We start from the raw sequence: 24,424 nt of genomic DNA, 5'->3' as shown, positions 1-24,424 counted from the left end.
GAGATGGCGTCTGACGACGAAGACCGCACAGTCTTTGGGCAAAAGCTGCCACCACAACCGGCCAAACCGGCGGCGCAGCCTGCGCTGCCGCCCCCGGCGCAGGGGCAGCAACCCCCACCCACGCCGCAGGCGGCACCACCCGCCCAAGGGGAAAACACCGTGTTTGGCCAGCGGCTGCCGCCGCAGCAGCCTGCGGCCCCGTATCCGCCCCAACAACCTGCACCGCAGCAGCCACCGCAATATGGCCAGCCGCCGGCGCATCCGCCTGCCGCGCCGCCGCGCGGCGGCGAGGATACGTGGCTGGGCGGCGCGCTGACGCCCACTCCCGGCGCGCCGCTGCCACCTCCGCAGGCGGCTCCGCCGCAGCAACCGTATTACCCGCCGCCGCCACCCGCGGCACCGCAACAACCCTACCCCCCGGCACAGCAGCCCTATCCGGCGCAACAGCCCGCCGGGCAGTATCCACCGCACTACCCGGACCCCTATGCCGGGCAGCCACACCCAGGTTGGACACCTGCATCGCCGCCTGCGGACGGGCAGTTCCCCGTTGCCGGCGCGCAGCCGCAACCACAGCCACAACGCACCGGGCCCAAGATTGCCTTTACCGACGCGTTGCGCGGATCGGGGCTGGATGTGGGGTCGTCGTCGAACCCGATCATTGCCGCAGCCTCTGACTTGCTGGTTCTTCTGGGCCGTTTGCGCACCGGCATGGTCGAGATGCAGGCCATTCCGCTGCGCGATCACGTGATGCGCGAAATCGCCAGCTTTGTGCAGAAATGTCAGGAGGCGGGCGTGCCGCCCGAGGATATCGACGTGGCCCGCTATGCGCTGGCCGCGACATCCGACGACATCGTACAGACGATCCCCGGCAACGACCCGCAATATTGGCAGCAGTTCTCCATGGCGGCTGAATTGCTGGCCGACCGCTCTGCCGGTATCGGCTTTTTCGCGCGGCTTGAGCAGGTCATCGGCCTGCCCGGTCAGCGCGCACATGTGCTGGAGTTGATGCTGACCTGTCTCGCGCTGGGGTTTGAGGGCAAGTATCGGACAGAGCCGAATGGACAAGTGATGCTCAGCCGGTTGCGCACCGAGGTTTACCAGCGCTTCCGTTCCGCAAATGCACGCCCACCCGAAGAGTTGAGCCACAAGTGGATTCCCGTCCTTCTGGGTGGTCGCCGCCAGTCCGGCGGTATGCCGCTTTGGGTTGTGGGTGGTGTTGCGTCGGCCATGGTCGTGGCCCTGTTCATTACGTTGTCATGGCTCTTGTCCGGGGATGCGCAGGCCGCGCAGGACGACATTATCGGGCTCCACACCAACCTTGGCGAGGTGGTGATCGAACGCAGCGAGAATGTGATCGAATACGAAGCGCCGCCCACTGGTCAGCTTGAGCGCATACAGGGTCGACTTGCCGCCGAGATCGAGGCAGGCGATGTCGAGGTTGAAGAAGCGGGTGACTATATCTCGGTCCGGCTGCGGGATGCGCTGCGCTTTGGCTCTGGCTCTGCCGAGTTGACGACGGACGTGTCCGGTCTGGGCAAGCGCATTGCCGAAGTGCTGGAAGGCGAGCCGGGCGATATCATCGTGGAAGGCCATTCGGACAATATCCCGCCCAGCGGGCGTGGCCGCTACAAGACGAACGAGGCGCTGTCTGAGGCGCGCGCCGAAACCGTGCGCGCACTGCTAGAGCCGCACCTGTCTAACCCGGGCCGCATGACGGTCGAGGGCGTCGGCCCCGCCAAACCGCTGGACACGGCCAACACGCGCGAAGCGCGGGCCAAGAACCGGCGCGTTGAAATCCTGTTGCAGAAGGAGCAGCGCCTGTGAGGGGTGTTCTCAAATGGCTGAACCCGGTGACCTACTGGCGGTTCAAATGGTTCCGCTGGGTGGTGATTGCGCTGGGTATTCTGTGCATCTGCGCCGCCGTCTGGTTTGGTCTGCCGATCTTTGGGATCGAGTGGCTGGCGTCCGTGTGGTTCCGGGTGCTGTTGATCGCCCTGATCCTGTCGCCCATCGCGATTGTCAGCGGTCTGCGCTATCGCAAGCGCCGCAAGGCCGCGCAGGAGCTCGAAGAGTCGTTGATGGAACAACCCGTCGGCGACGGCGCGATCCTGCACGACCGGATGCAAGAGGCGCTTGGCAAGCTGCGCAAGGGCGGCAAATCCACCTATCTCTATGACATGCCGTGGTACGTGATCATCGGACCTCCGGGTGCGGGCAAGACCACGGCGCTCGTCCATTCGGGTCTTGAGTTTCCGGGCACTGACGCAAGTGCCGTGGCCGGTTTCGGCGGCACCAAGAACTGTGATTTCTGGTTTTCCGAAGAGGCGGTGCTGATCGACACGGCGGGCCGCTACACCACGCAGGACAGTGACGCACGCGCCGATAAGATGAGCTGGCAGGCCTTTCTGGACCAGCTGAAGAAGGCGCGGCCAAACCAGCCGATCAACGGTGTGATCCTCGCATTCTCTTGCGAAGACATGATGACCGCGACCGATGACACGCTGGACACCCACGCGCTGGCCGTTCGCAAACGGCTCGAAGAATTGCATGAGACGCTGCGCATCGACGTGCCGGTCTATGTGCTGTTCACCAAGGCCGATCTGATTTCGGGTTTCCGCGAATTCTTTGGTCACTATGGCGAGGATCGCCGCCGCTCGGTCTGGGGCATCACGTTCCAGACCAAGGACCGCAAGGAAGAGACCTATCGGCACGTATCATCCGAGTTCGATCAACTGATCAGCCGCCTCAGTGACGAGGTCACGGACCGGATGAATGACGAACCCGACACCGTGGCGCGCATCGCCATGTTTGGCTTTCCGGGGCAATTGGTGCTGTTGCAGCGCAACGTGTCGGATTTCCTCCGCCGGGTGTTCCAGAAATCGACCGACCTGCACGCGATCCTGCGCGGGTTCTATTTCACCTCCGGCACACAGGAAGGCACGCCCATCGATCAGGTTCTGGGCGCGATGTCCGAGAACCAAGGTGGGTTCCAGCCCAGTTTCATGTCCGGCAAGGGGCGTAGCTATTTCCTGCATGACTTGCTGAAACAGGTCATTTTTGCGGAACGGGACTGGGTTGGCTACGACTTCAAGGCGATGCGGCGCAAGGCGATCTTTCGCACCGGTGTGACCGGTCTGATCGCGGCGGCGGTGATCGGGGCCTTTGGCCTCTTTGGCTACAGTTTTTGGCAGAACGCGTCGCTGATCCGCGAGGCGGCGGCGGCCACCGACAGCTATCAGGTCGAGGCGCAGGGCCTTCTGACCCAAAGCATCATCGACGATCCCAGCACGCGGCCCATCCTGCAAGCGCTGGCGCTGGCGCGGGACATTCCCGCAGGCTACGCTGATCCGCGCGAACAGCAATTCGCGGAAAAGGTCGGCCTGTCGCGCCGTGCCTCTATCCGGTCGGCGGCGCTGCAATCCTATTCGGACTCGCTCGAACGGCTCTTGCGTCCGCGCATGATGCTGTATCTTGAAAACCGGCTGCCGCGACTGCTGGCCGAGAACAACACCGAAGAAGCCTACCGTGCGCTCAAGGTCTATATCCTGCTGGCCAAAGAGCAGGACGGCAAATCAGACGACGTGGCCATTCAAGCCTATTTCGCCGAAGCATGGGGGCCGGAATATTCCGAGCCCGGTCTGGATGGCGAATATCGCGAGATCAACGAACATCTGGCGGCAATGCTGGAACTGGATGACCGGATCGAACCGTCGCTCAAACCGGACAAGGATCTGGTCGAACGGACGCAAAAGGAAATCGCGACGCTAAGCCTTGCCCAGCAGGCCTACAGTTCGATCCTGAGCCAAGGCGCAACGCTGACCCCATTCCGCCTGACGGACGAACTGGCCGACGTGCAGGCAGATGTTGTGTTTCGGACCACTGATGGCAAACCGCTCGAAAGCCTCGAAGTGCCGGGACTGTTCACCTTCACCGGGTACTGGTCGTTCTTTCAGGATGCGGTCGCCAATGCTGCCGAACGGCTGGAAGAAGAACGTTGGGTGCTGGGTGCCCCCGGCGAGGGTGTGGATTATCAAGGCCAGCTTTTGGGGCTGAACCGCGATCTGCACGCCTTTTACCGATCCGATTTTGCGGAAAAGTGGAACGACATGCTGGGCCGGATCGAACTGGTGCCGATGTCTGCGGGCGCGCCGCAATATCCCGGCCTCGCCGTGGCATCTGCGCCCTTTGCCTCGCCCATCCTCAAGCTGGCCGAAGCGGTGGACAAGGAAACGCGGCTGACGCGGTTCCTCGACGCGGTCGAAGGGATCGACAACCCCGCAGCGATTATCGCCAGCGGTGGCGACGTCGGCTCGCAAATGGCGGATGTCGGCTTTACCGAGGTGCAGCGGCGGTCGGGCGCGATCCAGCGCATCTTCCTCAACCTGCTGCGCGACAAGGCCAAGTTCCAGGAACGCGCGGTAACAAATGCATCGGCACCGTCGCAGCGGCGGCAATTGGAAACCATCGAACAGCGGTTCGAAAAATGGCACGCCTTTGTCCGCGGTGAGCAGAACGCGCGCCCGGTCGATGTGTTGCTGGCGGGGATGCAGGAACTGCTGACCAACCGCCAACTGGCTGGTCGCGGTGGCAATACGTTGCTGGATCAGCGCGGGATGCAGGACGCCCTGAACACCCTGAGCCAAGGGGTGCCGTTCTATCCCGAACCGGTTGTGGGCTTCGTCAACTCCATCGAATCCGAATTCCTGACGGTGTCGGCCAATGCCTCCATGGGCGAGTTGCAGCGGGCACTGGCCGAAGAAGTGGCCGCCTATTGCACGCAAAATGTCTCGTCCGCGTTTCCGTTTGCGGGACGCGGTGCGCGGCACATCTCGACCTCTGTCTTTGGTGAGTTCTTTGGCTACGGCGGCCGGATGCAGACATTCTACGAGACGTATCTGCGTGAACATACCCAGCGCGAAGCCGATGGCCGGATCGTTGCCCGCGAAGGCAGCCCGCTGGGCGCACGGCTGAGCAGCGCCACGCTGAGCCAGTTTGCCCGCGCCGAACGTATCCGGCAGGCCTTCTTTCCGCCGGACAGCGCGGCACCGTCGGTGTCATTCTCGGTGTCGCAGGTTGCGTCCTCTCCCACCGTTGAAAGCACGTCGATCAACATGAGCGGGCGTGAGGTGCAGTTGTTTCTGAACTCGTCCGGGGCCAGCTTTACCTGGCCGGACGACACGGCGGACATTCTGGTGACGTTGTTGCCCCGGTCAGAGACCACGGAAAACGCGCTGCGCTTTGGCGGGGGCCGCTGGGCGCTATCCGAATTCATCTCGCGCGGGCGCAACAAGACGTCCGGCACGCGCGCGGATGTGACCTATCAGGTGGGCGGTCGGTCGGTGACCCTGCGGCTCGAATTCGACAGCATCGCCATTCCGTTCCTGATGCGGGAACTGTCCGATTTCTCCTGTCCCACCACGATCGAGTAAGGCCCATGAGCGACGAAGCAACGGTGGTCATCTACGGCAAACATCCCGCCTACGGGGATTTCCTTGCCCATGGATTGGACCACGCGCTGCTGAGCCACTTTGATACATGGCTGGAAGGGGTGCTGCCCGCCCTCAAGGAAGGGTTGGCTGACGACTGGGAGGCATCTTGGGCCGCTGCGCCGCCGCTGAATTTCTGGCTGGGTCCGGACGTGATTGGCGCGCCGCTGGCGGGGATTTTTCTGCCCAGTCAGGACAAGGTGGGGCGGCGGTTTCCGTTGATCTTTGGGCTGACGGGCATCGTATCGCCGCCGCCGGTTCATCCCGCCCATGACGAAAGCCCATACCGCGCTATGGCCGCGCATATCGCAGGGTTCGAAGTGCCCAAGGATGGGACACGTGGTGTCGCGACCCTGCTGAACGGATTTCAGGTGCCGCCCGTGCAGGGCGTCCTATTCGAAGACGGTCAGGACGGCACGATCTGGGGCCACCGCGATGATGGCGATCTGCCGCGACTGTTCGCAGATGCAAGCGGCGCAGACGCACAAAAAGCCCAGCTTGGCCGCAGTCATTGGTGGCATGCGGCGCTGCCGACACGGTCGGCGGGATGGTTGGGTGCAAATGGACTGCCGGACCTGACGGCCATGCGATGGCTGTTGACAGAACGAACCCGTGAGGCGAGAGACTCCGTCAATGAGTGAGACAAACGAACCCAGCTTCGTCTTTGAGACGGCAACCCTCAGCGATGTGGGCTGTGTCCGCAAGGTCAACGAGGACAGTCTTCTGGCGCTTCCCGACAGCGGGCTGTGGCTGGTGGCTGACGGTATGGGCGGCCATGCCGCTGGTGATTTTGCCAGCCAGTCCATCGTGGGCGAGATGCAGACCGTGGGAATGCCCGGCGGTGCCGTCGACCTGCGCGCGCGGTTCATGGAACGGCTGACGCGGGCCAATGCCCGCATTCTTCAACACGCCGCAGAACTGGGGAATGGCACCATCGGGTCCACGGTGGCGGCCCTGCTGGTGAGCCAAGGGCACTATGCCAGTATCTGGTCCGGCGACAGCCGCGTGTACCGCCTGCGCGGCGGTGTACTGAGCCAGGTGACACGCGATCACACCGAGGTGCAGGCCCTGCTTGATGCAGGCTCCATCACCCCCGCCGAGGCCGAGGCGTGGCCCCGCAAAAACGTCATCACCCGCGCCATCGGTGTCACCCAGCAACCCGAATGCGAAATGATTGAGGGCGTGCTGGCGGACAAGGATACCTTTTTGCTGTGTTCGGACGGGCTGACGGAATATTTCCACGATGATGAACTTGAGCGCGTGATGCGCCAGTTCGGCGGCGACCTCGAAGGATTGTGCGACAAGTTGGTTGCAACCGCGCTGGAACGCGGCGGCAAGGACAACGTGTCGGTTGTTGTCGTGACCTGCCATCAGGTGCCACTGCCGGAGTTCGAAGCATCAGGCGTATACCCTGAATTCGGGGGTTATCTGTGAGCAACACGGACAACACCCAACCGCCAAAGCGGCCCGAAGTCCCGGAGGAGGACGACGACCGGACATTGATCGCGCCAATGCCCGCCGCCGAACCCGTTGCGACCGAGGAACCGGCTGCCGAAGAAGAGGCGGATCGGACAATCATTTCGCCCATGCCGGGCGGTGATGTGTCCGACACCCCGCCCGCACCAGAAGCCGAAGACCCGGACCGCACCATCATCGGCGAAATGCCGGTGACCCAGACGGCAGAACCTGCGCCGGACGCAGGTGGTTCAACGTACCGGCCCTTTACCGATGAAACGCCTGCGCCTGTTGTTGATCCTGCCGCTGCCGCTGCCGCCGCTACGGTTGCCGCCGCTCCGATCCCGCAAGCACCGCCACCCGATCTGGAAGGCGATGACCTTGATCCAACGCAACTGACCGGAGGCGGCACGGCGACCACGAACACGCCCGAACCCCTGCGTAACCTCGAACCCGGGGCGGTCATCAACAACATGTACCGCGTCGAGGAACGGCTGGATCAGGGCGGTATGGGCCGCGTCTTTCGGGGCGTCGAGATCGGCACCGGCGAAAGCGTCGCGATCAAGGTGATCCTGCCCGAAATGGCCGAGGATATCCGCGTCGCGCAGATGTTCCGCCGCGAGGCGCGCACCCTGCGCCAATTGCACCACGACGCGATTGTCCGCTACTTTGCCTATGTGCCGCCGGATGCAAACCTGAACCTGCACGCGCTTGTCATGGGTTTCATTGAAGGCAACAAGCTCAGCGACAAGCTCAAGAATGACGGTCCTCTGGGCGAGGAAGACGTCTGTGCGCTGTTCACCCGTCTGGCGGACGGTCTGGAGCGTGCGCACAAGATTGGTGTGGTTCACCGCGACCTGTCGCCCGACAACGTGATGTTGCCCGACAATGACATCAACAAAGCGGTGATCATCGACTTTGGCATCTCGCGCTCGTCCAAGGTCAAGGATGTGACCATTGGCAACGAATTTGCGGGCAAACTGAAATACGTCTCGCCCGAACAGCTGGGGGCCTATGGCGGCGAAGCCGAAGGCGCATCGGACATCTATTCGCTCGGCCTGTTGATGATTGCCTGTCTCACCGGCAAGGCGGTTCCGATGGGCGACAGCATCGTCGAGGCGGTGCAGAAACGTCAGGGCGTGCCAGACCTCAACGGTTTGCCGGTCGCGTTTCAGGCGCTGCTGTACAACATGCTGCAACCTGACCCCAAGCAGCGTCTTGAAAACATGGGTCAGGTGATCGACGGGCTGAAGGCGATCAGCGGCGATGAACCCACGCAGAATACCGATGGCCTCTATCAACTGACCATGGGTGCGACGACCCGCACCGTGCCCGGTCTTCAGGCGGCCCCCAGCGGGCGCACCGAAACCTTTGTCACGTCGGTGCCCGCCGCAGGCAGCGAAGGCACCACCCAAAGCGAACCGGTGGTCGAGAAAAGCGGCGGTGGCTTTGGCCTTGTCGCGGCGCTGGTCCTGATTGCAGGCGTCGCAGGCGGGGGGGCGTGGTATTACTTCAACACTGTTCCAAATGCCGAAGACGGGTTGTCGGACGAGGTTGCCGAAGGGCTGGCGCGGGTGCCGGGCAGTCGGGAAACCTATCTTGCCGAAGCGGTGCCCGAAGGATGCACCTATGCCGCGCGGCGTGGCCAGGGTCCAAACACCGGACTGATCGAAGGGTTTGCGCAGGACGCGTCCACATTGCAGGGCATCGCCGCGGGGTGGTCCGAACAGTTTGGCACACAGCCCGAAGTGCTCGAACGCGGCGTGGCACCCGAACAATGCGCGGCACTTGAGTTTGCGCGCACATTTCAGGGCACGCGCGGTGACGCCATCGAAATGGCGCTGGACCAGAACACGGTGACCCGCGCCGAAGGCGTCGTGGGTACGATCCACGGCAGCGCCGGACGGGAAAACTGGCTGGCGCTGGTGGCCCCTAACGGTCGGGTGTTTTCGCTGATGAGCCAACTGGAAGACCCGATTGGCGACCAGCGGCAGTTTTCGTTCCGCCTGCCTTCGGCGCAGCCGGGCACCTACCTGTTGATCGCAACAGCATCCGAAGCCGCTTTGGTACGGGCCGCCGCGATGCAGGACGGGACCGCCGCGACAGACATCCTGCCACTGATGACGCGGGAACTGGCTGACGATGGTCTGGGTGCTGTTGATCTGGGCGTGGTTCAGATCAACCGCTAGCGCTTAGCGCACGTCGAAGGTCGCAAGGCCGAACAGGGACGTTTCCAACACTTCGCGTGGCAATGCGGCAAAGGCGTCCTGCGCCAATTGGCCGATGCCACCGGACAGGTCAATCGGCGCGTCTGTCGATCCCAGAACGATCAGCATTTGCCGCGTGTCTCTTGCGGGCCCGGTCCGGGCCACCGGCGCTTCGATCACCGGGTCATTTCCATCCAGCGTGGTAAAGCGCGCAAGGTCCTGAATCACGCCATTGTCGTCCACAAGGATCAGCGTCAGGAACAGACCACCTGCGCCCAGCACGCGGGCGCGCAAGGCCTCACCACTGTTCAGGGTTGTATCGTCCAGCGCCAGACCAATGCGGCTGGCTGGGTAGGCCGCGCTTTGCCGGATGGCGTCCAGCGCCGCGCATTGCCGGGGGTCGAGGATTTCGCGCGTCTGCGCCGGGACGGTATCCAGCCCATCCACGATGCGCGCGGCCAATGTTTCCAGCGTGTCCGGCTCGGCTCCGATAAAGGACAGGCCAACACCATCGTCACCGGCGCGACGGGGCAATACCAGCGTGCATTGCGGCGCCGGGGTTTCGCGGATGCGCTGAAGCAATGCGCCGATCTGAAGTGCAGCGGGCGACGGGTTGGGGATTGCGCCAGCCGTTGCGGTGCCGGTGTCCTCCTCCGCCGGGTCAGCGACGGCGGGATCTTCGGTGATATCGGCAGGCTCTGTGACCTCCGCCGGTTCCGGGTCTTCCACAATTTCCGGTTCGGGGTCTTCCTCGATCACCTCGGGCAGGGCTGCCGGTGTTTCTGGCTCGACCTCGGGCTCTGGTTGGATGATCTCAGGTTCCGGCGCGATGACATCCGGTTCGGGCAGGACGACCGCTGCAATGTCTTCTTCGATGATGGCTTCGGGTTCCACCACGTCCGGGACGACCACATCGGGTGCAAGCGGTGTATCTGCTGCCGGGGCCACCGCTTCGGCCAGTGGGTTGAACACGTCGTCGCCCACAAGGCTCAGATCGTCAATGGCCAGATCGTCCGGGTCCACTTGGGGTTCGGGGACAATCGGGGCTTCGGGTTCTGCAAGGACGTCCGGTTCGGGTGCGATCACCTCGGGTTCTGGCGCGACCAGTTCTGGCTCAGGCTCCAGCACTTCGGGTTCCAACAGCGCAAGCTCTTCTTCCTGAAGCGGTTCAGGTTCCGGCTCTGCCACCTCTTCGACCGGAGCCAACGTGTCGTCCTCGGCATCGGGTTGCAGCGTTTCGGCGTCTTCCGGCTCCAAAAGGGCTGCGTCCTCTTCCAGGGCCAGCGCATCATCGGCCTCTTCCAACACATCGGCGGTCGCGTCTTCGGGTTCGATGGCCACCGCATCTTCGGGGATGTCGGGCGCGTCATCGAGGTCGATGATATCTGCGTCAATGATCTCAAGCGTGATTTCGTATTCTGGCTCGCGCACTGCGGGCGACGATGGTTCCGGCAACAACGCCACAGACGAGGTGAGCAGACCAAACACCACCGCCCCGTGGATGGCGGTCGATCCCCCGATGGACGCGGCCCATGTGGTGGAGCGTTGCGGCGCATAGGGCAGAAAGCTCATTCCGCGTCCTCCGCATCCTTGCGGTGGACGGTGACAAGCCGCACCTGAACAGCGATCAGCTCTTCGGCGGCGATCAGATCCAGCAACTCGCCTGCATTTGCCTCACGATCGGCAAGCACGTGCAACATCGGGTCATCAATCAGCGCATCGGCCAATGCACCCCGTTCGATGGGCACGCCGTCCAGCGTCAGATCACCTTCCAGCGATACAGTCAGCAGCGGTTTGGGCAGCAGATCAAGCGGCAGTTCAGTCGTTTCAGGCAGGCTGACGGTCACAGTGGTCGAATTCGACAAAGACCCCGTGGTGAGAAAGAAAAAGATCAACAGCAGCACGATGTTCACGATGGCCAGCCCGCTGTCCATCTTGTTGCCCTGACGGGCGGGGGCAAGGCGGGCGCGGCGCAGCATCAGTTGCGCGTGCGGGCAATTTGCACCGCCTCCACCTCTGCGCTGTCCAGCGCCTCCAGCGCCGATGCAACGTCCTGCACGCGGGCCTGTCCGCCAATGATGATCAGCACCTGACCGGGGTCGTCCTGACTGCCGATGGCTTCGGCCAGCGATGGCAATTGTTCGATGTCAAAGACCTGGCCCTTGGTTGTGACCGTGCCGTTGCCGATGTCCCAGATGGTCACACCGTCATTCGCCACAGCCTCGGGCGCGGGGGCTTCGGCGTTTTCGTCCTCGGGGGCTGCGGGGTCCGCCTGTGCCTCGGTCTCTTCCGCTTCATCGGGGGTGGTGCGCAACGTGACCAGCGAATAGGGGGTCAGGCTGGTGGACAGCATGAAAAAGATCAGCAGCTGAAACATCGCATCCGCAAGCGGCGTCAGCGCGAACCTGTAGCGCCGTGGCCGTTCTGGCAGCGGTTGATACGAGGCGCCCATGTGCCCATCCGCCCCTTAGCTTGCGCCAGAATTCGGATCGACCCGACCGTGGATGGCGGCGGACATCACCGCTTCCATCATGTTGCGTTCGCGGTCGATACGTCCTTCGAGCCATGTGGCGATGAAAAAGGCGATCAGCGCAATGGCGAGGCCTGCCGCCGTGGTGATCAGCGCCACATAGATACCGGAGGCAAGCGCGGTGGGGTCAACCGCACCATCCGTCACGGCCAAAACCGAAAACGCGTCGATCATGCCGATCACCGTGCCCAAAAGACCCAGCATCGGGGCGGCCTGAACGACCATATCCAGCGACCGCATCCGTTCACTGAGCGTGGCGAGTTCGACAATGGCGGTCTGGCGGCTCAGTTCCTCGGCATAGCCGGTATCGCCGGGCCGCGCCTGAATGCCGGAAAACACCGCCTGTAGCACGCGGCTGAGCACGGATTTGCGACGGCCCGCCGTGCGGATCGCCTCTTCGACGCGGCCATTCAGCCAATCGTCGAGGATCTTTTCAGCTTCCTTTCGGCGCCCTACGCCAAGCTTGGCAAACTGGCCCAGCTTGAACAGCCCGACACTCAGCGCAAACAGCGACAGCACGCCCAAGAGGCCATAGATAACATACGCAGCAAGTTGGAAAATCGTCAGGGTCATGTGTGTTCAAACTGTTCTCGGGGCCCGGGACTGGGGCGCGTGAGGCCTAGAGGCCAAAGGCAATGTCAGTGCGCGATGTAACGTCCAGCGACGACAGGCAAAGGTCAGCAGCGTCGTCGTCGGACACGCCATCAATCTTGCAGGTCGCCACATCGTTGACGATGATTTCGGACATTTCCGTGCAGGCGGCGGGCAGGTTATAGCGCACGATGCGCCGTTTGCCTGCGCTCAGATCACCCAGCGGCAGTGACAGGAGGTTGATGAACACCCCGTCAGCATCAAACAGGGCAAGCCGCCACGACACGTCCTGCAACGCCTGATCCAGCCCGTTTTTCCCGAAAAACACCACGCTGCACCCGCCTTCGGGTGAGGCGGAGGCCCGGTTCAGTTCGAGGGAAATTGCACCTGTCGTGTCCTGTGCAGACACGTGCGAAGCACACAATACCAGAGCGGCCGCTGCTGCGGCCAATTTTCTGCGTGACATTTCAATCTCCGACGCCAAGCCCTAAATCAACGCCACAATTAGCGGCACAGGGCCGGGTCAAGTCAACCGGAGAATTTCAAGTATGTCAGCGGTATACGCCGATGACCCAATCAGGCTGCAAGGCGGCGCGTTGCTCAGACGTGAATGCAGGCGCTTGGGCTACAATCACCGGGCGCGTGCTGCGCTGCTTGAACGTGCGGACCGTTTCGTTGCGCACGGCGCGTGCCGTTTGCACGGTTTTGGCCGACGCGCGTGCTTTGGGTTTGACTGCTGCCTTGCGCGGTTTCGGTGTCGCAATGGGCTTGGCCACCGGGGGTGCAAGGGCTTCGGTCAGGGCGGGTGTCACGGCAGCTACTGGCACGATGTCGGTGTCGACGATGGCCGGCAGTGTCGGTGCGTCACGCAACGCAACCTCGATCACCTCGGGGGCTTTCGGGGCCGGCGCAAAGCTCGGGATTACAAATCGCGGTTCAATCGTCGCCACAGGCGCAGGCGCCAATGTGCGGACGTGGCGGTCACCAGTGGCATCATGCAGGGCAGAAAGCGCAACTGCGCCAGCACCCGAAGACGCCACAAGGGCCGAACATATCAAAAGCGAACGTATCATCGTGCCGATCATATAGCATGGGCCATGGCCAATTGCATCCAGCCGTGCCAAAGAAATCGAAGCGAACGCATGAAATGTGCAACATGACCCTATTGCAAAAGGCAAATCTTGTGGTTTACCAACAACTTGCATCTATATTTTGTGAGGGGGAATTACGGCGGATTTTTGCCACGGCGGTTTTTTGCCTATGCGCAGTTGCTGTTCCATCGACAGTCAAAGCAAATTTCCAGTTTTGTAATCAAACACTTGATGTCGTGAACGTCGCCGTCGGGGCCTATGACGCTGATGCATGGGAAACGGCGGGTTGGTGGACAGTAGGCCCGAACCAATGCGCCAACGTCATCGAAGATACACTGACCTCGCGCTACATCTATGTGTATGCCCGCGACGTGTTCAACGCGTCAATGTTGCCGGGCACCACAACGCTGTGTGTTGATCCCGGCGAGTTTCGCATTCGGGGCCGCGAGGATTGTCTGATCCGGGGTCACATCGCCGCCCGCTTTCACGAGGTGGACACGCGCCGGTCCGAACGGTGGACCTTCTTTCTGCGCGCACCTGCGGAATAACTTGCCACTGCACGGGCGGGCACCGTATTATCGGCATGGAACTCTGCATTGGTGTGTTTTCAACGGTTGGTCGGCGATGGCTGGGATTTTGCGACATTTGATGTTCGGACTGGTGGGCTTTGGCGCGCTGGCTGGTGCTGCAATGGCGCAATCCTATGGGTCGGACCCGATTGCGTTTGATTTGGGCGACGGTGCGGATGCGACGGGTGGCCAAGTTCTGATTGCGGCCTATCAGCCACCTGCCGAAACCGCACCCAGCTTTGCAGGACCTGGCGTTGGTCGGGGTGCAGTGGCGGTGGCCGCTGGTCTGCCCACACCGTCCATCATCCTTGGCCGGATCGAACCGGGCCGCGAGGCGGATTTCGGGATCACCTCATTGCTGCCGGAAACCGTAGCGCAGATGTCCTTTGCCTTTGACGATATGGAAACTCGGATCGCCATGCGCAGCGATGATCCGACGATGTTCCGTATGCTTGTCGAACAGGGCCATATCGACCCGCCTGCGGACCGTCTGAACGTGGCGCTTCAGTCCGAACTGCAACGGATGAATTGTTACCGCTCGGGCATTGATGGCCTATGGGGCCGTGGGTCGGCCCGCTCGGTGGGCGAATATTTTGGTGAGCGCGAAGACGGCGTTGACTGGCCGGACCAAAATCCAAGCATGGAACTGTTCCGCACCATCATCATGTACCCTGACGTCCGGTGCGAGGCGCCTGTGGCCGCTGCTGCTCCGGCCCCACGTGCGACCACAACCCGGTCCACCACCACACGCACAACAACCACGCGCCGCGTCGCAACGCCGAAGCCCGCAGCCCCTGCGCCCAAGCCCAAGGCTCCGGCGAACAAACCCAAGATCACGGGCGGCGGCGGCATCGGCGTGTTCCGCTGATCCGGCGCGCCGGTCACAACGCATATGTCGCAAATCGAAATTGATCCCAATTTTGCCGGATCGGGCCGCGCGTGGAAGCGTCGGCGGCGTGCACGTATGCTCAAGCGTGTGGGCATCGGGGCCGCCGCCTTTTGCGCGGTCGCGGGGTTGGTGGTGCTGGTCATGGTGCTGTGGCCCAGTGGTGCCGATTACGCCGACGGGGATATCGGTGCCGATGGCGAAGAGCTGACCCTGGTCCAGTCCGAGGGGGCTGCCGAAGGCGGGATCGTTCTGGCCGCCGCCGCGGCGGAGGCTTTTCTGGATATTCGCGGTGCGCCCATGATCATCACGCTGCCGGACGGACCCGCATTGGGGGCACGCCGCATCTCGCTGGAACACCAGATCCACCCGCAACGCGCGCGCATCGGTGACCAGTTGGAAGTGATCGAAGATTCGCTTTTTGACGCCACCCAGCGTGTGCAACTGACCCTGCCGTCATCATCCGCTGACCTCGCCGCGTTTCAGGCGCGCCGCGAAACCGCCATCGTCGACACCACACCGACGGTGCCCGATGCCGTCGAAGCGGGCGCGCAGGTGGTCTTTGACGACGACGAAGGCAGTTGGGGCGAGGTCGTCGGCGGCGACGGCGGCGCAACCCAAGTCAGCTATGTCGAGACGGTGATTGAAAACACCACGACCGAAGCGCTGAGCCTGTCCACATCCGAACGCAGTACCCTGTTCCGGGACGAGGTTGTGCGGCTTGAGACGGATCGAGAGCTTAAGGCGATCCTCACGGATCAGAAACTGACCGAAGACGAGATCGACCGCATCCTCAGTTTCGTGTCCCGCATGGCAAAGGATATGGGGATCGAACTGGACGCTCTGACAAAGCTGGCGTCGGGGGGGCTGGTTGCCCTGCGGCTTGAACCAGACCGGCTTGGGGCGCAACTGATGCAGATGTCGATCTATGCGCCCGACCGCTATCTGGCGAGCCTTGCGCAGCCCGGTCCGGGCCGGTTCGAGGTCAGCGCCGACCCGTGGTTTTCGCGCAACCTGTTGCGCCGTGCGGACATTGCCGTGCGCAACCGCGGCAGTCAGGGGGAGGTCAAGCTCAAGGACGCGATCTATTCCACGGCGCTGCGCAATGGCGTGTCGTCAGAGCTGGTGGGCGAGCTGATGGTGATGCTAAGCCGGGTGCAGGACCTCGACCGCATCGCGACCGAAGGCGACACAATGCGTCTGATCAAACGGGACGAAAGCGCGGGTGTCGCGCCTGCCGGGCAAATCCTCTATGTCGCGCTCAAGGGGCCGACGGCAAATTTTGAATGCTATGTCGTGCGGCCCAATCAGCGTGACGCGCCCTTTGGTTGTTTCGACCCACAAAGCGGCGGGAGCGGCGGCGGCGGTTCCGGGCTGGGCGGCAGCAACTTTTTGATCCCGGTGTCGGGCACCAAGACGTCCAGCTTTGGGCCGCGACACCACCCGATCCTGAACAAGACCGTCAACCACAACGGCGTCGATTGGGCCGCGCCCACCGGCACCCCGGTCAAGGCGGTGGCAGGGGGCAAGATCAGCCGCGCCAATTTCTCGTCCAGTTATGGCAACATCGTCTATATTGATCATCCGGGTGGTGCGCACAGCCGCTATGCCCACCTCAACGCCTTTGGTGAGGGGATCAAGCTGGGCAGTGCGGTACAGGCTGGTCAGGTCATTGGCTATGTCGGCACCACCGGCCGGTCCACCGGCCCGCACCTGCATTTCGAACTGCATCTCAACGGGCGGCCCGTCGATCCGCTGGCGCTTGGTGTCGCGCGCGCCTCGGGCGCGGTCGAGGCGCTGGTGGCGCAGATCATCCGGGTGGAAAGCGCCGGCAACGCGCGGGCCAAGAACACGCGGTCCACCGCAACCGGTCTGGGCCAGTTCATCGAAAGCACGTGGCTGCGGATGATGCGCACCTACCGTCCCGACCTCGTGGCAACCCTGAACCGGGCCGAGTTGCTGGAACTGCGGTTCGACCCCGCGCTCAGCCGCGCCATGGTCACGAACCTCGCCCGCGAGAACGAGGCGTTTCTGCGTGCCCGAGGGCACGCGATCACGCCGGGTCGTCTGTATCTGGCGCACTTCCTCGGGCCTGCGGGCGCGAATGTCGCGCTGAATGCAAACCCGCAGGCGACAGTGCTTGAGGTGATGGGAGCCAGCGTCGTGAACGCCAACCCGTTCCTGCGGGGCAAGGATATCAAATGGATGACCGATTGGTCGGACCGCAAGATGAACCGCGTGGGCCGGGGCGGCACCGCCGTTGCCTCGGCACCTCCACCGCCCGCCGTCACCCCGGCAGAGGTCAAACGCTACAAGGACGGGATCGGCAAGCTGCTGGAAACCCTGTAGCCAAGCCTTGACACTTCGCAAGGATTGCAGAGAGTTAGCCCCGCATTGCTCAGGAGAATTTGCGTATGAGTGGACCTATCGTCAAACCCGGTGTGTGGCCCGGCACAAGTGGTCGCAACCACGCCAACCAAGTGTTTCGGCCCCAATCGTGCAGCGGCTATTCCGACAAGGTTGCCAACCTCGAACGCACTATCGCATCTGTCGAACAGGATTTCGAAGAGGCCGTCGCACTGGCCAAGCGCATGGGCTATCTCAACAACGCTATTCTGGTGACCAGCGTGATCAAGGACAGCTGCGTTGCGTTTCTGGATATCGGCGCGTCCATCCTTGACACAATGGGCATGAAGCAGGCCGCCAAGACCGCTTCCGCCGGAGTGGCAGCCATCGATATTGCCGACAACGGCAGCAAATGGCTGCACGGCCAGACGTCCACCGCGCAGGCCATGACGGGCATCGCAAACGCGTCCACGAATTTCATGAAATCCGACACGATGATGCAGGCGGGCACGCAATACGTGGTCAAGAAGCACACCAGCGCGGCGGATGTGATGTCGAATGCGGTCAACGGAAAACCGTCCGATCAGGGTGAGCTGGGGATGAAATATGTGGCAGATCAGGTGGTGAGCACGGCTGACCTGATCGCCAAAGCCGGAGAAAGCAGCAACCAGAGCTGGGGCGCGGGTCTGGGCAAGGTAATGAACGGCGTCAAAGGGTTGATGGCTGCGCAGAAATACAGTTCCAGCCTCGAAAAGAGTTTTGACAGCCATATCGACGAGTCGATGTACATCCAGCAGAAAATCCAGCGGGATGAGGCGAATTTCCGGTCCAAGATCAAGACGTTGAAACAGCAGCTGATGTCACTCAAGCGTGAGCTTCAGGGCTGCATCAATGACACGCAACAGGCCAATGGCCTTGATGCGCTGTTCCCCGACCTGCAAATTCAGAGCACAGCGGCCAATTCGACCTCGATGTACGGTTGGTAAGGCGCGCCACCGTGGCGCGCCACCCCCCTATTCGAACGCGTAGCCGAACCCGTCGGCGGTATGCGTCACCACAACTTTGTTGAACTCATCACCGGCAACCATGCGGTTGAGGACCTCGCGCGACATCTCGGGCAGGATCGAATTGGTGATGATGTTGTCGATCATGCGGCCACCGCTGTCGGGGTCTTTGCACTGCTCGGTGATATGGTCGAGCACGTCGTCGCCATAGACCATCTCGGCGTTGTGCGATGCCTTGAGCCGTTTGGCCACCGACCGCAGTTTCAGCTTGGTGATGTCCGCCAGTGCCGCCTTGCCCAGCGGGAAATACGGGATCGACACGATCCGGCCCAACAGCGCGGGCGGGAAGACATCCAACTGGAACGGTTTCAGTGCGGTCGACAACTCTTCGACATCGGGCTCCGTCTCGCCACCTTCGGCCATTTCCATGATCACTTCGGTGCCCACGTTGGACGTGAGCAGGATCAGGCAGTTCTTGAAGTTGATAGGACGCCCGTTGCCGTCCTCCATGATGCCCTTGTCGAACACCTGAAAGAACAGCTCGTGGATGTCGGGGTGGGCCTTTTCGATCTCGTCCAGCAATACGACCGAATAGGGCTTGCGCCGCACCGCCTCGGTCAGGCGACCACCCTCGCCGTAGCCGACATAGCCCGGAGGCGCGCCCTTGAGCAGGGAGACGGAATGCGCCTCTTGGAACTCGGACATGTTGATGGTGATGATGTTCTGTTCGCCACCGTATAGCGTTTCGGCCAGCGCCAGCGCTGTTTCTGTCTTACCCACACCGGACGGGCCGCACAGCATGAAAACACCGATGGGTTTTTCCGGGTTGGCGAGGCCCGCGCGGGACGTCTCAATGCGCTTGGCGATGGTGCGCAGGCCATGATCCTGACCAATGACACGCTCTTGCAAGCGGTCGGCAAGGGTCAGCACGGCGGCCAGTTCATCCTGCACCATCCGGCCCGCAGGGATGCCCGTCCAGTCCGAGATTACGGTGGCCACGGATTGCGCGTCCACATGGGCATAGACCATGCGGTCGTCCGGGTTTCCGCCTTCCAGTTCGGCCATCTTGGCGGCCATTTCGGCATGGGCGGCGTCTGCGTCGTCGGCGGGTTCGACCTCTGCGTCAGCTTCTTCTTCGGGGCGGGCGTCCATGACGGCGTCGGCGTCTTCGCCCTTGGCCTCGGCGATGGATTTGCGCAGGGTCAGGATGCTGTCGACCAGCGCCTTTTCCGCCTCGTACTTGCCTTCGAATTCGGCCAGTTCGGCCTCAAGTTTGGTTTTTTCCTCGGCGGCCTCTGCCAGACGTTCTTCGTTGGTGGAACCCAGTTCGCGCTCGGATTCCTTGGACGCGATTTCCGTCTCAAGCGCCTTGATGGCCTGTCGCAGATCACCGATGCGCGCCGGGGTAGACGCTTGGGAAACAGCCACACGGGCGCACGCGGTATCCAGCAGCGACACAGCCTTGTCCGGCAATTGGCGGGCAGGGATGTAGCGGGCCGACAGGCTGACAGCCGCCACAATCGCCTCGTCCGAGATGCGTACGCCGTGATGCGCCTCCATCGGGTCAAGGATACCGCGCAGCATGAAGCAGCAGCGTTCAATATCCGGCTCGTCCACGTCCACAGGCTGGAAGCGGCGGGTCAGGGCCGGGTCTTTCTCAAAGTAGTTGCGGTATTCCGAGAACGTCGTGGCCGCAATCGTGCGCAGAGTGCCACGCGCAAGCGCGGGCTTCAGCAGGTTGGCGGCATCGCCGGTGCCTGCGGCACCACCGGCACCGATCAGTGTGTGCGCCTCGTCGATGAACAGGATGATGGGTGTGGGCGACGACTGCACCTCGTCGATCACGGATTTCAGGCGCTGTTCAAACTCACCCTTCATCGACGCACCCGCCTGCATCGACTGGATGTCCAATTCGTAGAGTTTCGTGCCCTGCAACAGCGGTGGCACGTCTCCCGCCGCCAGCCGCTGGGCGAACCCTTCGACCACGGCGGTTTTGCCCACGCCCGCCTCACCGGTCAGGATCGGGTTGTTCTGGCGGCGGCGCAGCAGCACGTCGACAATCTGGCGGATCTCGTCATCGCGTCCCACGATCTGGTCCATAGTGGCGGCTGCCGCAGTCATATCCTTGGCGAAACGGCCAAGCGCGGTCGACGCCCCCGGTCCTTCGGCGCCATCGCCCGACGGCCCAGCGGACAGGCCCGAGCCGTCCATGGGCCGCATGTCCTCTTCTTCGCTGTCGGCAAAGAGGGTTCCGGCCTCTTTGGCCAACTGATCGGCGGACAGGCTGCCAAGCGTGGGCGACAACCGTTCCAGCACGCGCTTTTGCTCGGACGACGACAGCAAGGCGACCAGTGCGTGGCCGGACCGCACCTGTACCTCGCCGAACAACAGGGTCGCGTAGACCCAGCCGTTTTTCAGCATCTGCGCCATACTGTCGGAGATGGCAGGGATTTCGGTAACATTCTTTTCGAGCTTGCCCAACGCGTCCGTGAGGTCGCGCAGCACGTCTGCGCGGTCAAGGTTCAGCACGCCCAGCATGACGGAAATGTCCGACTGCTTGTTCGACACGATGTGATACATCCAGTGCAACACGTCCACGTGGCGGTGGCCTTCGCCCCGCGACAGGCTCATCGCCTGAATAAAGGCGTCGTATCCAGTACGGTTCAGTTTGCCCGCATATTTTTCAACCTGAATCTCAGCAACCATTCCCAATCCCCCGTCAAGAAACTTCCATCGAAATTTTATATTGTGTCGCCCTTACGAGCGCATTTTGTACGTCGCCACCTTGGCTCATGGGCATGGCACTGGTCCAGCCCAACTCTGTCGTTGTGCCCAATTGCGCGGGCGCGATTTGCGCGCGCGGCAGCCACAGCGCGACGTCGATCTCGAAAAAGGCACCCAGATAGCCCAGAACCAGATCCTTGAGCTCTGCCTGCCGGTCGCGCCCCGGTAGAAAGCTGCGGTATTCGTCGACCGAATTGCATTCCAGATGCAGGACGATCTTTTCGCTGATGGACGGCGCGCGCTGGCCCACGCGCAAATCCTGACCCAGACGCATCCCCTGCCGCCCCATGACGGAACGGTCCTCGGGCGAGAACTCCAGCCAGCCGGTCACGAATTCCTCGACGCGCACCGCCACCCCAAAATGCGCGCGCAGCATCTGGCGCAGGCGCACCGGGCTGCGCACCCGGTCCATGCTGAGCGCGGTGTAGCGCAGGCGCACCACATCATCGACGGGCGACGTGCCATCAAAGCATTTGGGCGCATCGCCGGTCAGTGATCGTAGCAAACGGGGAAATTCGCCGCCTGTGGGATGGTCGTATTGTGTGATGGGCCGCGCGTCGGACCACGACCGGTAAAACAGCTGCTGAAACCGCGCGACAAAGATGTCGGCAAATCGGACAAAGGCGTTGTCGCCATTGCGTTTCCAGCGATCCACTTCGCGCGTGATGGAATGGGGCAGGGGACCAAACGGCCCGAAAAAGCCAAGGAACCGGGGGCGGATGCGCGGTGTTTTGGCGTCGACATCCACCTCGCTCAATTCGTCATAGGCGAACCCGGTATAGGGGTCCTGACCCAAGTCCACGACCTCTTGGCTCAACCGGCGGCTTTGGCCGATGCGGGGTTTGCTGCCCGCGCGGCGTTCGAGGTAGCGCAGGGACTGTAAAAAGCCCCATTTTGCGCGCCGTGTCTTGCGCTCTTCTTCGGTCCTTGCGTTCACAGAAGCGGTCCCGATCCGCCGCGCGGGGGCCAGACCTTGAGCACGTTGTTCTTGGAGTTGGTGACGACGCATTGCGTGAACGTGTTGACAGCGGCGTAGTCCCCCAGAAACCGGTCCAGCGCCGCGCTTAGCGTCACGATCATCGCCGGGTCCATCAGGTCCTCGTCAAATTTCAGCGTCACCTCCATCCCGCGCGCCGGGTGGAATCCGTCGGCGCGCTGGATGGTGCGTGTGCGGGGCCGCGCGCTGACGTGGGTCAGGGCACCCACCTGTGCCTCGGTCAATTGGTCGGACACGTCGGAAAACAGCCGCATCACCTCGCGCAGCGCCTCGACATTGCCGGTGCCATCCGGCCCGACAAAACCGCGATAGCTGAGCGAAATGAGCGACACCAGCCGCCAGTAATTGTCCCCCGCCGTCATACGGTGCGGGCCTTCGGCCTCAAGTTCCGCCACGGCTTCGCGGGGGGTGGTTGGGCCCACTTTGGGCTTCATCGTGATGATACGATCATCCAGCAGGTGGAATGTCGCCTCGCTCATGGGCAGCACTTCAGGAAGGTGCCGGTTCGAACACAGCGTTTTTACAAACAGCAGGTTCGCAGGCTCTGCCTCTGGCGGTTCATAAAAGGTGATCCAGGTTTCGGTCCCCTCATAGCGGAACCGCGTGCCGCCCACGCGCCGCTCCGATTGGCTGAGGCCACGGCGCTGGCGGGTGTATGTGTAGTAAAGCGTCTCGCGCGGGGCGCTGCCCGAGGGCGGGATGCCATAGAGCGGCTGCACCTGCACCTTGTCCCGTGCGGCATCGTACTGTGCGCGGACGTCCAGAATACGCTGGACCTCGAAATGGGTGGCAGGCGTGCGGTTGGGCGCGACGGGCATCTGGTGCGCGCGGTTGTCCAGCGTGATCGGCTTGGCATCATCTTCGAACAGGTTGACCGCAGGGGCGCAGAACAGGGCGAGGTTTTTGTCTTCGAAATGGGTGGTCAGATGTTTGTCGGGCGCGTCGAATTCCAGCACCAACTGGGCCGACTTCGTCTCGATCCGTTTGGCATGGTGGGCGAGGTTGCGAATGCGGAACCCCATGAACTTGCGCGGAAACGAAAAGTATTCGAGCAGCGTGCTGATGCCCGGAAACAGCCGTTCGTCCCGCCCATAGAGCGGCAGATCACCGTCAAAGCCGACCTGCTCGATCTCGTCCAGCGGGATGTTGTGGAAGACCGGTGTGCCGCCCTTGTCCTCCCAGCGCAGTGACGCGCGGGTGAGGCGGCCGAACACTTGGGCATATAGCGCCATTGCCTCTTGCTGCGGGCCGGTGAAATGGATCGGCAGAACATCGGTTTTCAACCCATCCAGCGGCTGACCGTCCGTCCGTTCCAGCGTGACGACAAGGCCCGCGGCGGTGCGCCCGCCTGCATTCTCAAGCCCCGGCCCATCGCATCCCAGCGCGTTCATAGGGGTGGCGGTGCCGTGATATTCGGCTGCGGCAATTTTCAGCGGCCAGAATGTGATCGGTTCGGCCAGACGAAACCGGCAGGCGATGCGTCGGGTCGCTTCGGTAAAGGTCGCCTCGATATACGATCCTGCCTTGATCGTGCGTCCATTCGCGATTTCGACCGGTTTTTCGGGGGTGTGGCCCTGTACCAGCATCGCCGCCGGTACGGGGGCTGTCATTTCGGGGCTGACCTGTTCCAGCAATTCCGTCGAAAAGGTGCGGAACTGCTGGTCGATGTTCAGTTGAACGCGGGCCGCCAGAAAGGCCGATCCTTCGAGCAGGCCCGCGATCGAGGGATCAAGGTTTTCTTCCAGCAGGCCGCCCAGCCGGTCGGCCAGACCCGGATAGTCCTTGGCAAACAGGGCCGCCCGCTCCTTGAGCAACAGGAGCTCGCGCTCATACGCTTCCTTGAATGCCTGTTTCATCGGCTCAAATCCGTTTCGCGTTCAGCACAACCTTGCCGGCGCCCGTGTCCACATCCGCGCTGAATTCGACGGGGATGTCCGCAGGGTCGGCGATCAGGTCGGCGGTCACATGTACGGCGACGCGCTGATAGTCGTCGCCCTCAAGCACCTGCACCTTAACGTCGATACTGCTTTTGACCAGACGCGGTTCGTGGTCCGACAGCGACTGTTTGATGGATTTGGCGATGGCGTGACCTGTCAGCTCGGTCCGGGTCAGATTGCTGAGGTCCTGAAAGCCGTAGTTCACGACCGATTGCGCCACCAAAGGCGTGTCATCAAGGTCAATGGCGGCATCCAGACGTATGGTGTTCATCAATGTGGCCAGATGTTCGCGCACATGGTCGCGCAGCGTATCCTCGTCCACACCCAGACGGCGGGCATTGGACCGACCGGATACGTTGGACACGGTGTTCAGGCCGCCGGCCTCCACCTCGGAGGTGCTGGTGGCACCGGAATCATGTTCGCGGAAAGACTGGCGAAAGACGTCTAGCAGAGAGATACGCGAGCGTTCATGGACCTTGCGGTTCGCCCGTTGCCGGGGCGCTTTGGTGGTGGATGAACGGGACGCCATTGTCGCGTATCG

General features: G+C 62.5%; 19 protein-coding genes. 9 read left to right on the top strand and 10 right to left on the bottom strand.

The genetic code is table 11. The annotated features are described in order from the left end of the window. The first annotated feature begins 3 nt into the window (after positions 1-3). The 5 genes from icmH to Q1A85_RS00950 are packed head-to-tail and all read left to right on the top strand — an operon-like array spanning position 4 to position 9,130. On the top strand, positions 4-1,824 hold the full coding sequence (gene icmH / locus Q1A85_RS00970) for a type IVB secretion system protein IcmH/DotU (RefSeq protein WP_299684119.1): 1,821 nt from the start codon (positions 4-6) through the stop codon (positions 1,822-1,824). Beyond that, positions 1,821-5,429 (top strand): type VI secretion system membrane subunit TssM, encoded by a 3,609-nt coding sequence (gene tssM / locus Q1A85_RS00965; protein WP_299684117.1) that lies wholly within the window; start codon positions 1,821-1,823, stop codon positions 5,427-5,429. Before icmH ends, tssM begins: the two co-directional genes overlap by 4 nt. 5 nt (positions 5,430-5,434) lie before the next feature. Continuing rightward, the gene (gene tagF / locus Q1A85_RS00960) at positions 5,435-6,127 is read left to right on the top strand and encodes a type VI secretion system-associated protein TagF (RefSeq protein WP_299684115.1); all 693 of its coding nucleotides are present in this window, start codon (positions 5,435-5,437) and stop codon (positions 6,125-6,127) included. Next, positions 6,120-6,920, top strand: coding sequence for a protein phosphatase 2C domain-containing protein (locus tag Q1A85_RS00955; protein ID WP_299684114.1), 801 nt, complete (start codon positions 6,120-6,122; stop codon positions 6,918-6,920). Before tagF ends, Q1A85_RS00955 begins: the two co-directional genes overlap by 8 nt. Continuing rightward, a complete protein-coding gene (locus Q1A85_RS00950; protein ID WP_299684112.1) occupies positions 6,917-9,130 on the top strand; it encodes a serine/threonine-protein kinase in 2,214 nt (737 codons plus the stop codon). The genes Q1A85_RS00955 and Q1A85_RS00950 overlap by 4 nt, the downstream gene beginning before the upstream one ends. Before the next feature lie 3 nt (positions 9,131-9,133). Here the strand turns inward: Q1A85_RS00950 and Q1A85_RS00945 are convergent, their stop codons facing one another. From Q1A85_RS00945 to Q1A85_RS00920, 6 genes are all read right to left on the bottom strand, one after another. Next, on the bottom strand, positions 9,134-10,720 hold the full coding sequence (locus tag Q1A85_RS00945) for a hypothetical protein (protein WP_299684110.1): 1,587 nt from the start codon (positions 10,718-10,720) through the stop codon (positions 9,134-9,136). Beyond that, entirely contained in the window at positions 10,717-11,127 is a 411-nt protein-coding gene (locus tag Q1A85_RS00940; protein ID WP_299684108.1) for a biopolymer transporter ExbD, read from the bottom strand. Before Q1A85_RS00940 ends, Q1A85_RS00945 begins: the two co-directional genes overlap by 4 nt. Continuing rightward, complete coding sequence (locus Q1A85_RS00935) at positions 11,127-11,600, bottom strand: biopolymer transporter ExbD (protein ID WP_299684106.1); 474 nt, start codon at positions 11,598-11,600, stop codon at positions 11,127-11,129. The genes Q1A85_RS00940 and Q1A85_RS00935 overlap by 1 nt, the downstream gene beginning before the upstream one ends. Before the next feature lie 15 nt (positions 11,601-11,615). Beyond that, positions 11,616-12,251, bottom strand: a complete 636-nt coding sequence (locus tag Q1A85_RS00930; RefSeq protein ID WP_299684104.1) for a MotA/TolQ/ExbB proton channel family protein — start codon at positions 12,249-12,251, stop codon at positions 11,616-11,618. 46 nt (positions 12,252-12,297) lie between these two features. Continuing rightward, positions 12,298-12,735: a hypothetical protein gene (locus Q1A85_RS00925; RefSeq protein WP_299684102.1), complete on the bottom strand. Its 438-nt coding sequence runs from the start codon at positions 12,733-12,735 to the stop codon at positions 12,298-12,300. Between the two features lie 85 nt (positions 12,736-12,820). Next, positions 12,821-13,342 (bottom strand): hypothetical protein, encoded by a 522-nt coding sequence (locus tag Q1A85_RS00920; protein WP_299684100.1) that lies wholly within the window; start codon positions 13,340-13,342, stop codon positions 12,821-12,823. Here Q1A85_RS00920 and Q1A85_RS00915 point away from each other — a divergent pair. The 4 genes from Q1A85_RS00915 to Q1A85_RS00900 all read left to right on the top strand — a co-directional run bounded on the left by Q1A85_RS00915 (position 13,234) and on the right by Q1A85_RS00900 (position 18,147). Next, positions 13,234-13,908, top strand: coding sequence for a DUF1036 domain-containing protein (locus Q1A85_RS00915; protein ID WP_366140562.1), 675 nt, complete (start codon positions 13,234-13,236; stop codon positions 13,906-13,908). The two genes, Q1A85_RS00920 and Q1A85_RS00915, sit on opposite strands and share 109 nt — an antisense overlap. A gap of 100 nt (positions 13,909-14,008) precedes the next feature. Next, positions 14,009-14,797: a hypothetical protein gene (locus Q1A85_RS00910; protein WP_299684096.1), complete on the top strand. Its 789-nt coding sequence runs from the start codon at positions 14,009-14,011 to the stop codon at positions 14,795-14,797. Positions 14,798-14,821: 24 nt separating this feature from the next. Beyond that, positions 14,822-17,164, top strand: a complete 2,343-nt coding sequence (locus tag Q1A85_RS00905; protein WP_299684094.1) for a M23 family metallopeptidase — start codon at positions 14,822-14,824, stop codon at positions 17,162-17,164. A gap of 65 nt (positions 17,165-17,229) precedes the next feature. Beyond that, a complete protein-coding gene (locus tag Q1A85_RS00900; protein ID WP_299684092.1) occupies positions 17,230-18,147 on the top strand; it encodes a hypothetical protein in 918 nt (305 codons plus the stop codon). 27 nt (positions 18,148-18,174) lie between these two features. Here Q1A85_RS00900 and tssH read toward each other — a convergent pair whose 3' ends face one another. From tssH to tssE, 4 genes are read right to left on the bottom strand one after another with little or no spacing between them, the layout of a single operon-like run. After that, positions 18,175-20,871: a type VI secretion system ATPase TssH gene (tssH, locus tag Q1A85_RS00895; RefSeq protein WP_299684090.1), complete on the bottom strand. Its 2,697-nt coding sequence runs from the start codon at positions 20,869-20,871 to the stop codon at positions 18,175-18,177. Positions 20,872-20,884: 13 nt separating this feature from the next. Then, positions 20,885-21,886: a type VI secretion system baseplate subunit TssG gene (tssG, locus tag Q1A85_RS00890; protein ID WP_299684088.1), complete on the bottom strand. Its 1,002-nt coding sequence runs from the start codon at positions 21,884-21,886 to the stop codon at positions 20,885-20,887. After that, entirely contained in the window at positions 21,883-23,802 is a 1,920-nt protein-coding gene (tssF, locus tag Q1A85_RS00885) for a type VI secretion system baseplate subunit TssF (protein ID WP_299684086.1), read from the bottom strand. Before tssF ends, tssG begins: the two co-directional genes overlap by 4 nt. 4 nt (positions 23,803-23,806) lie before the next feature. Further along, entirely contained in the window at positions 23,807-24,412 is a 606-nt protein-coding gene (gene tssE / locus Q1A85_RS00880; RefSeq protein WP_299684084.1) for a type VI secretion system baseplate subunit TssE, read from the bottom strand. Positions 24,413-24,424: the final 12 nt, after the last annotated feature.

The organism is uncultured Tateyamaria sp., from assembly GCF_947503385.1.
In the GTDB taxonomy this organism is placed as follows: domain Bacteria; phylum Pseudomonadota; class Alphaproteobacteria; order Rhodobacterales; family Rhodobacteraceae; genus Tateyamaria.
Note: the sequence above shows the minus strand (reverse complement) of the source record. Positions and strands in the feature narration are given on the sequence as shown.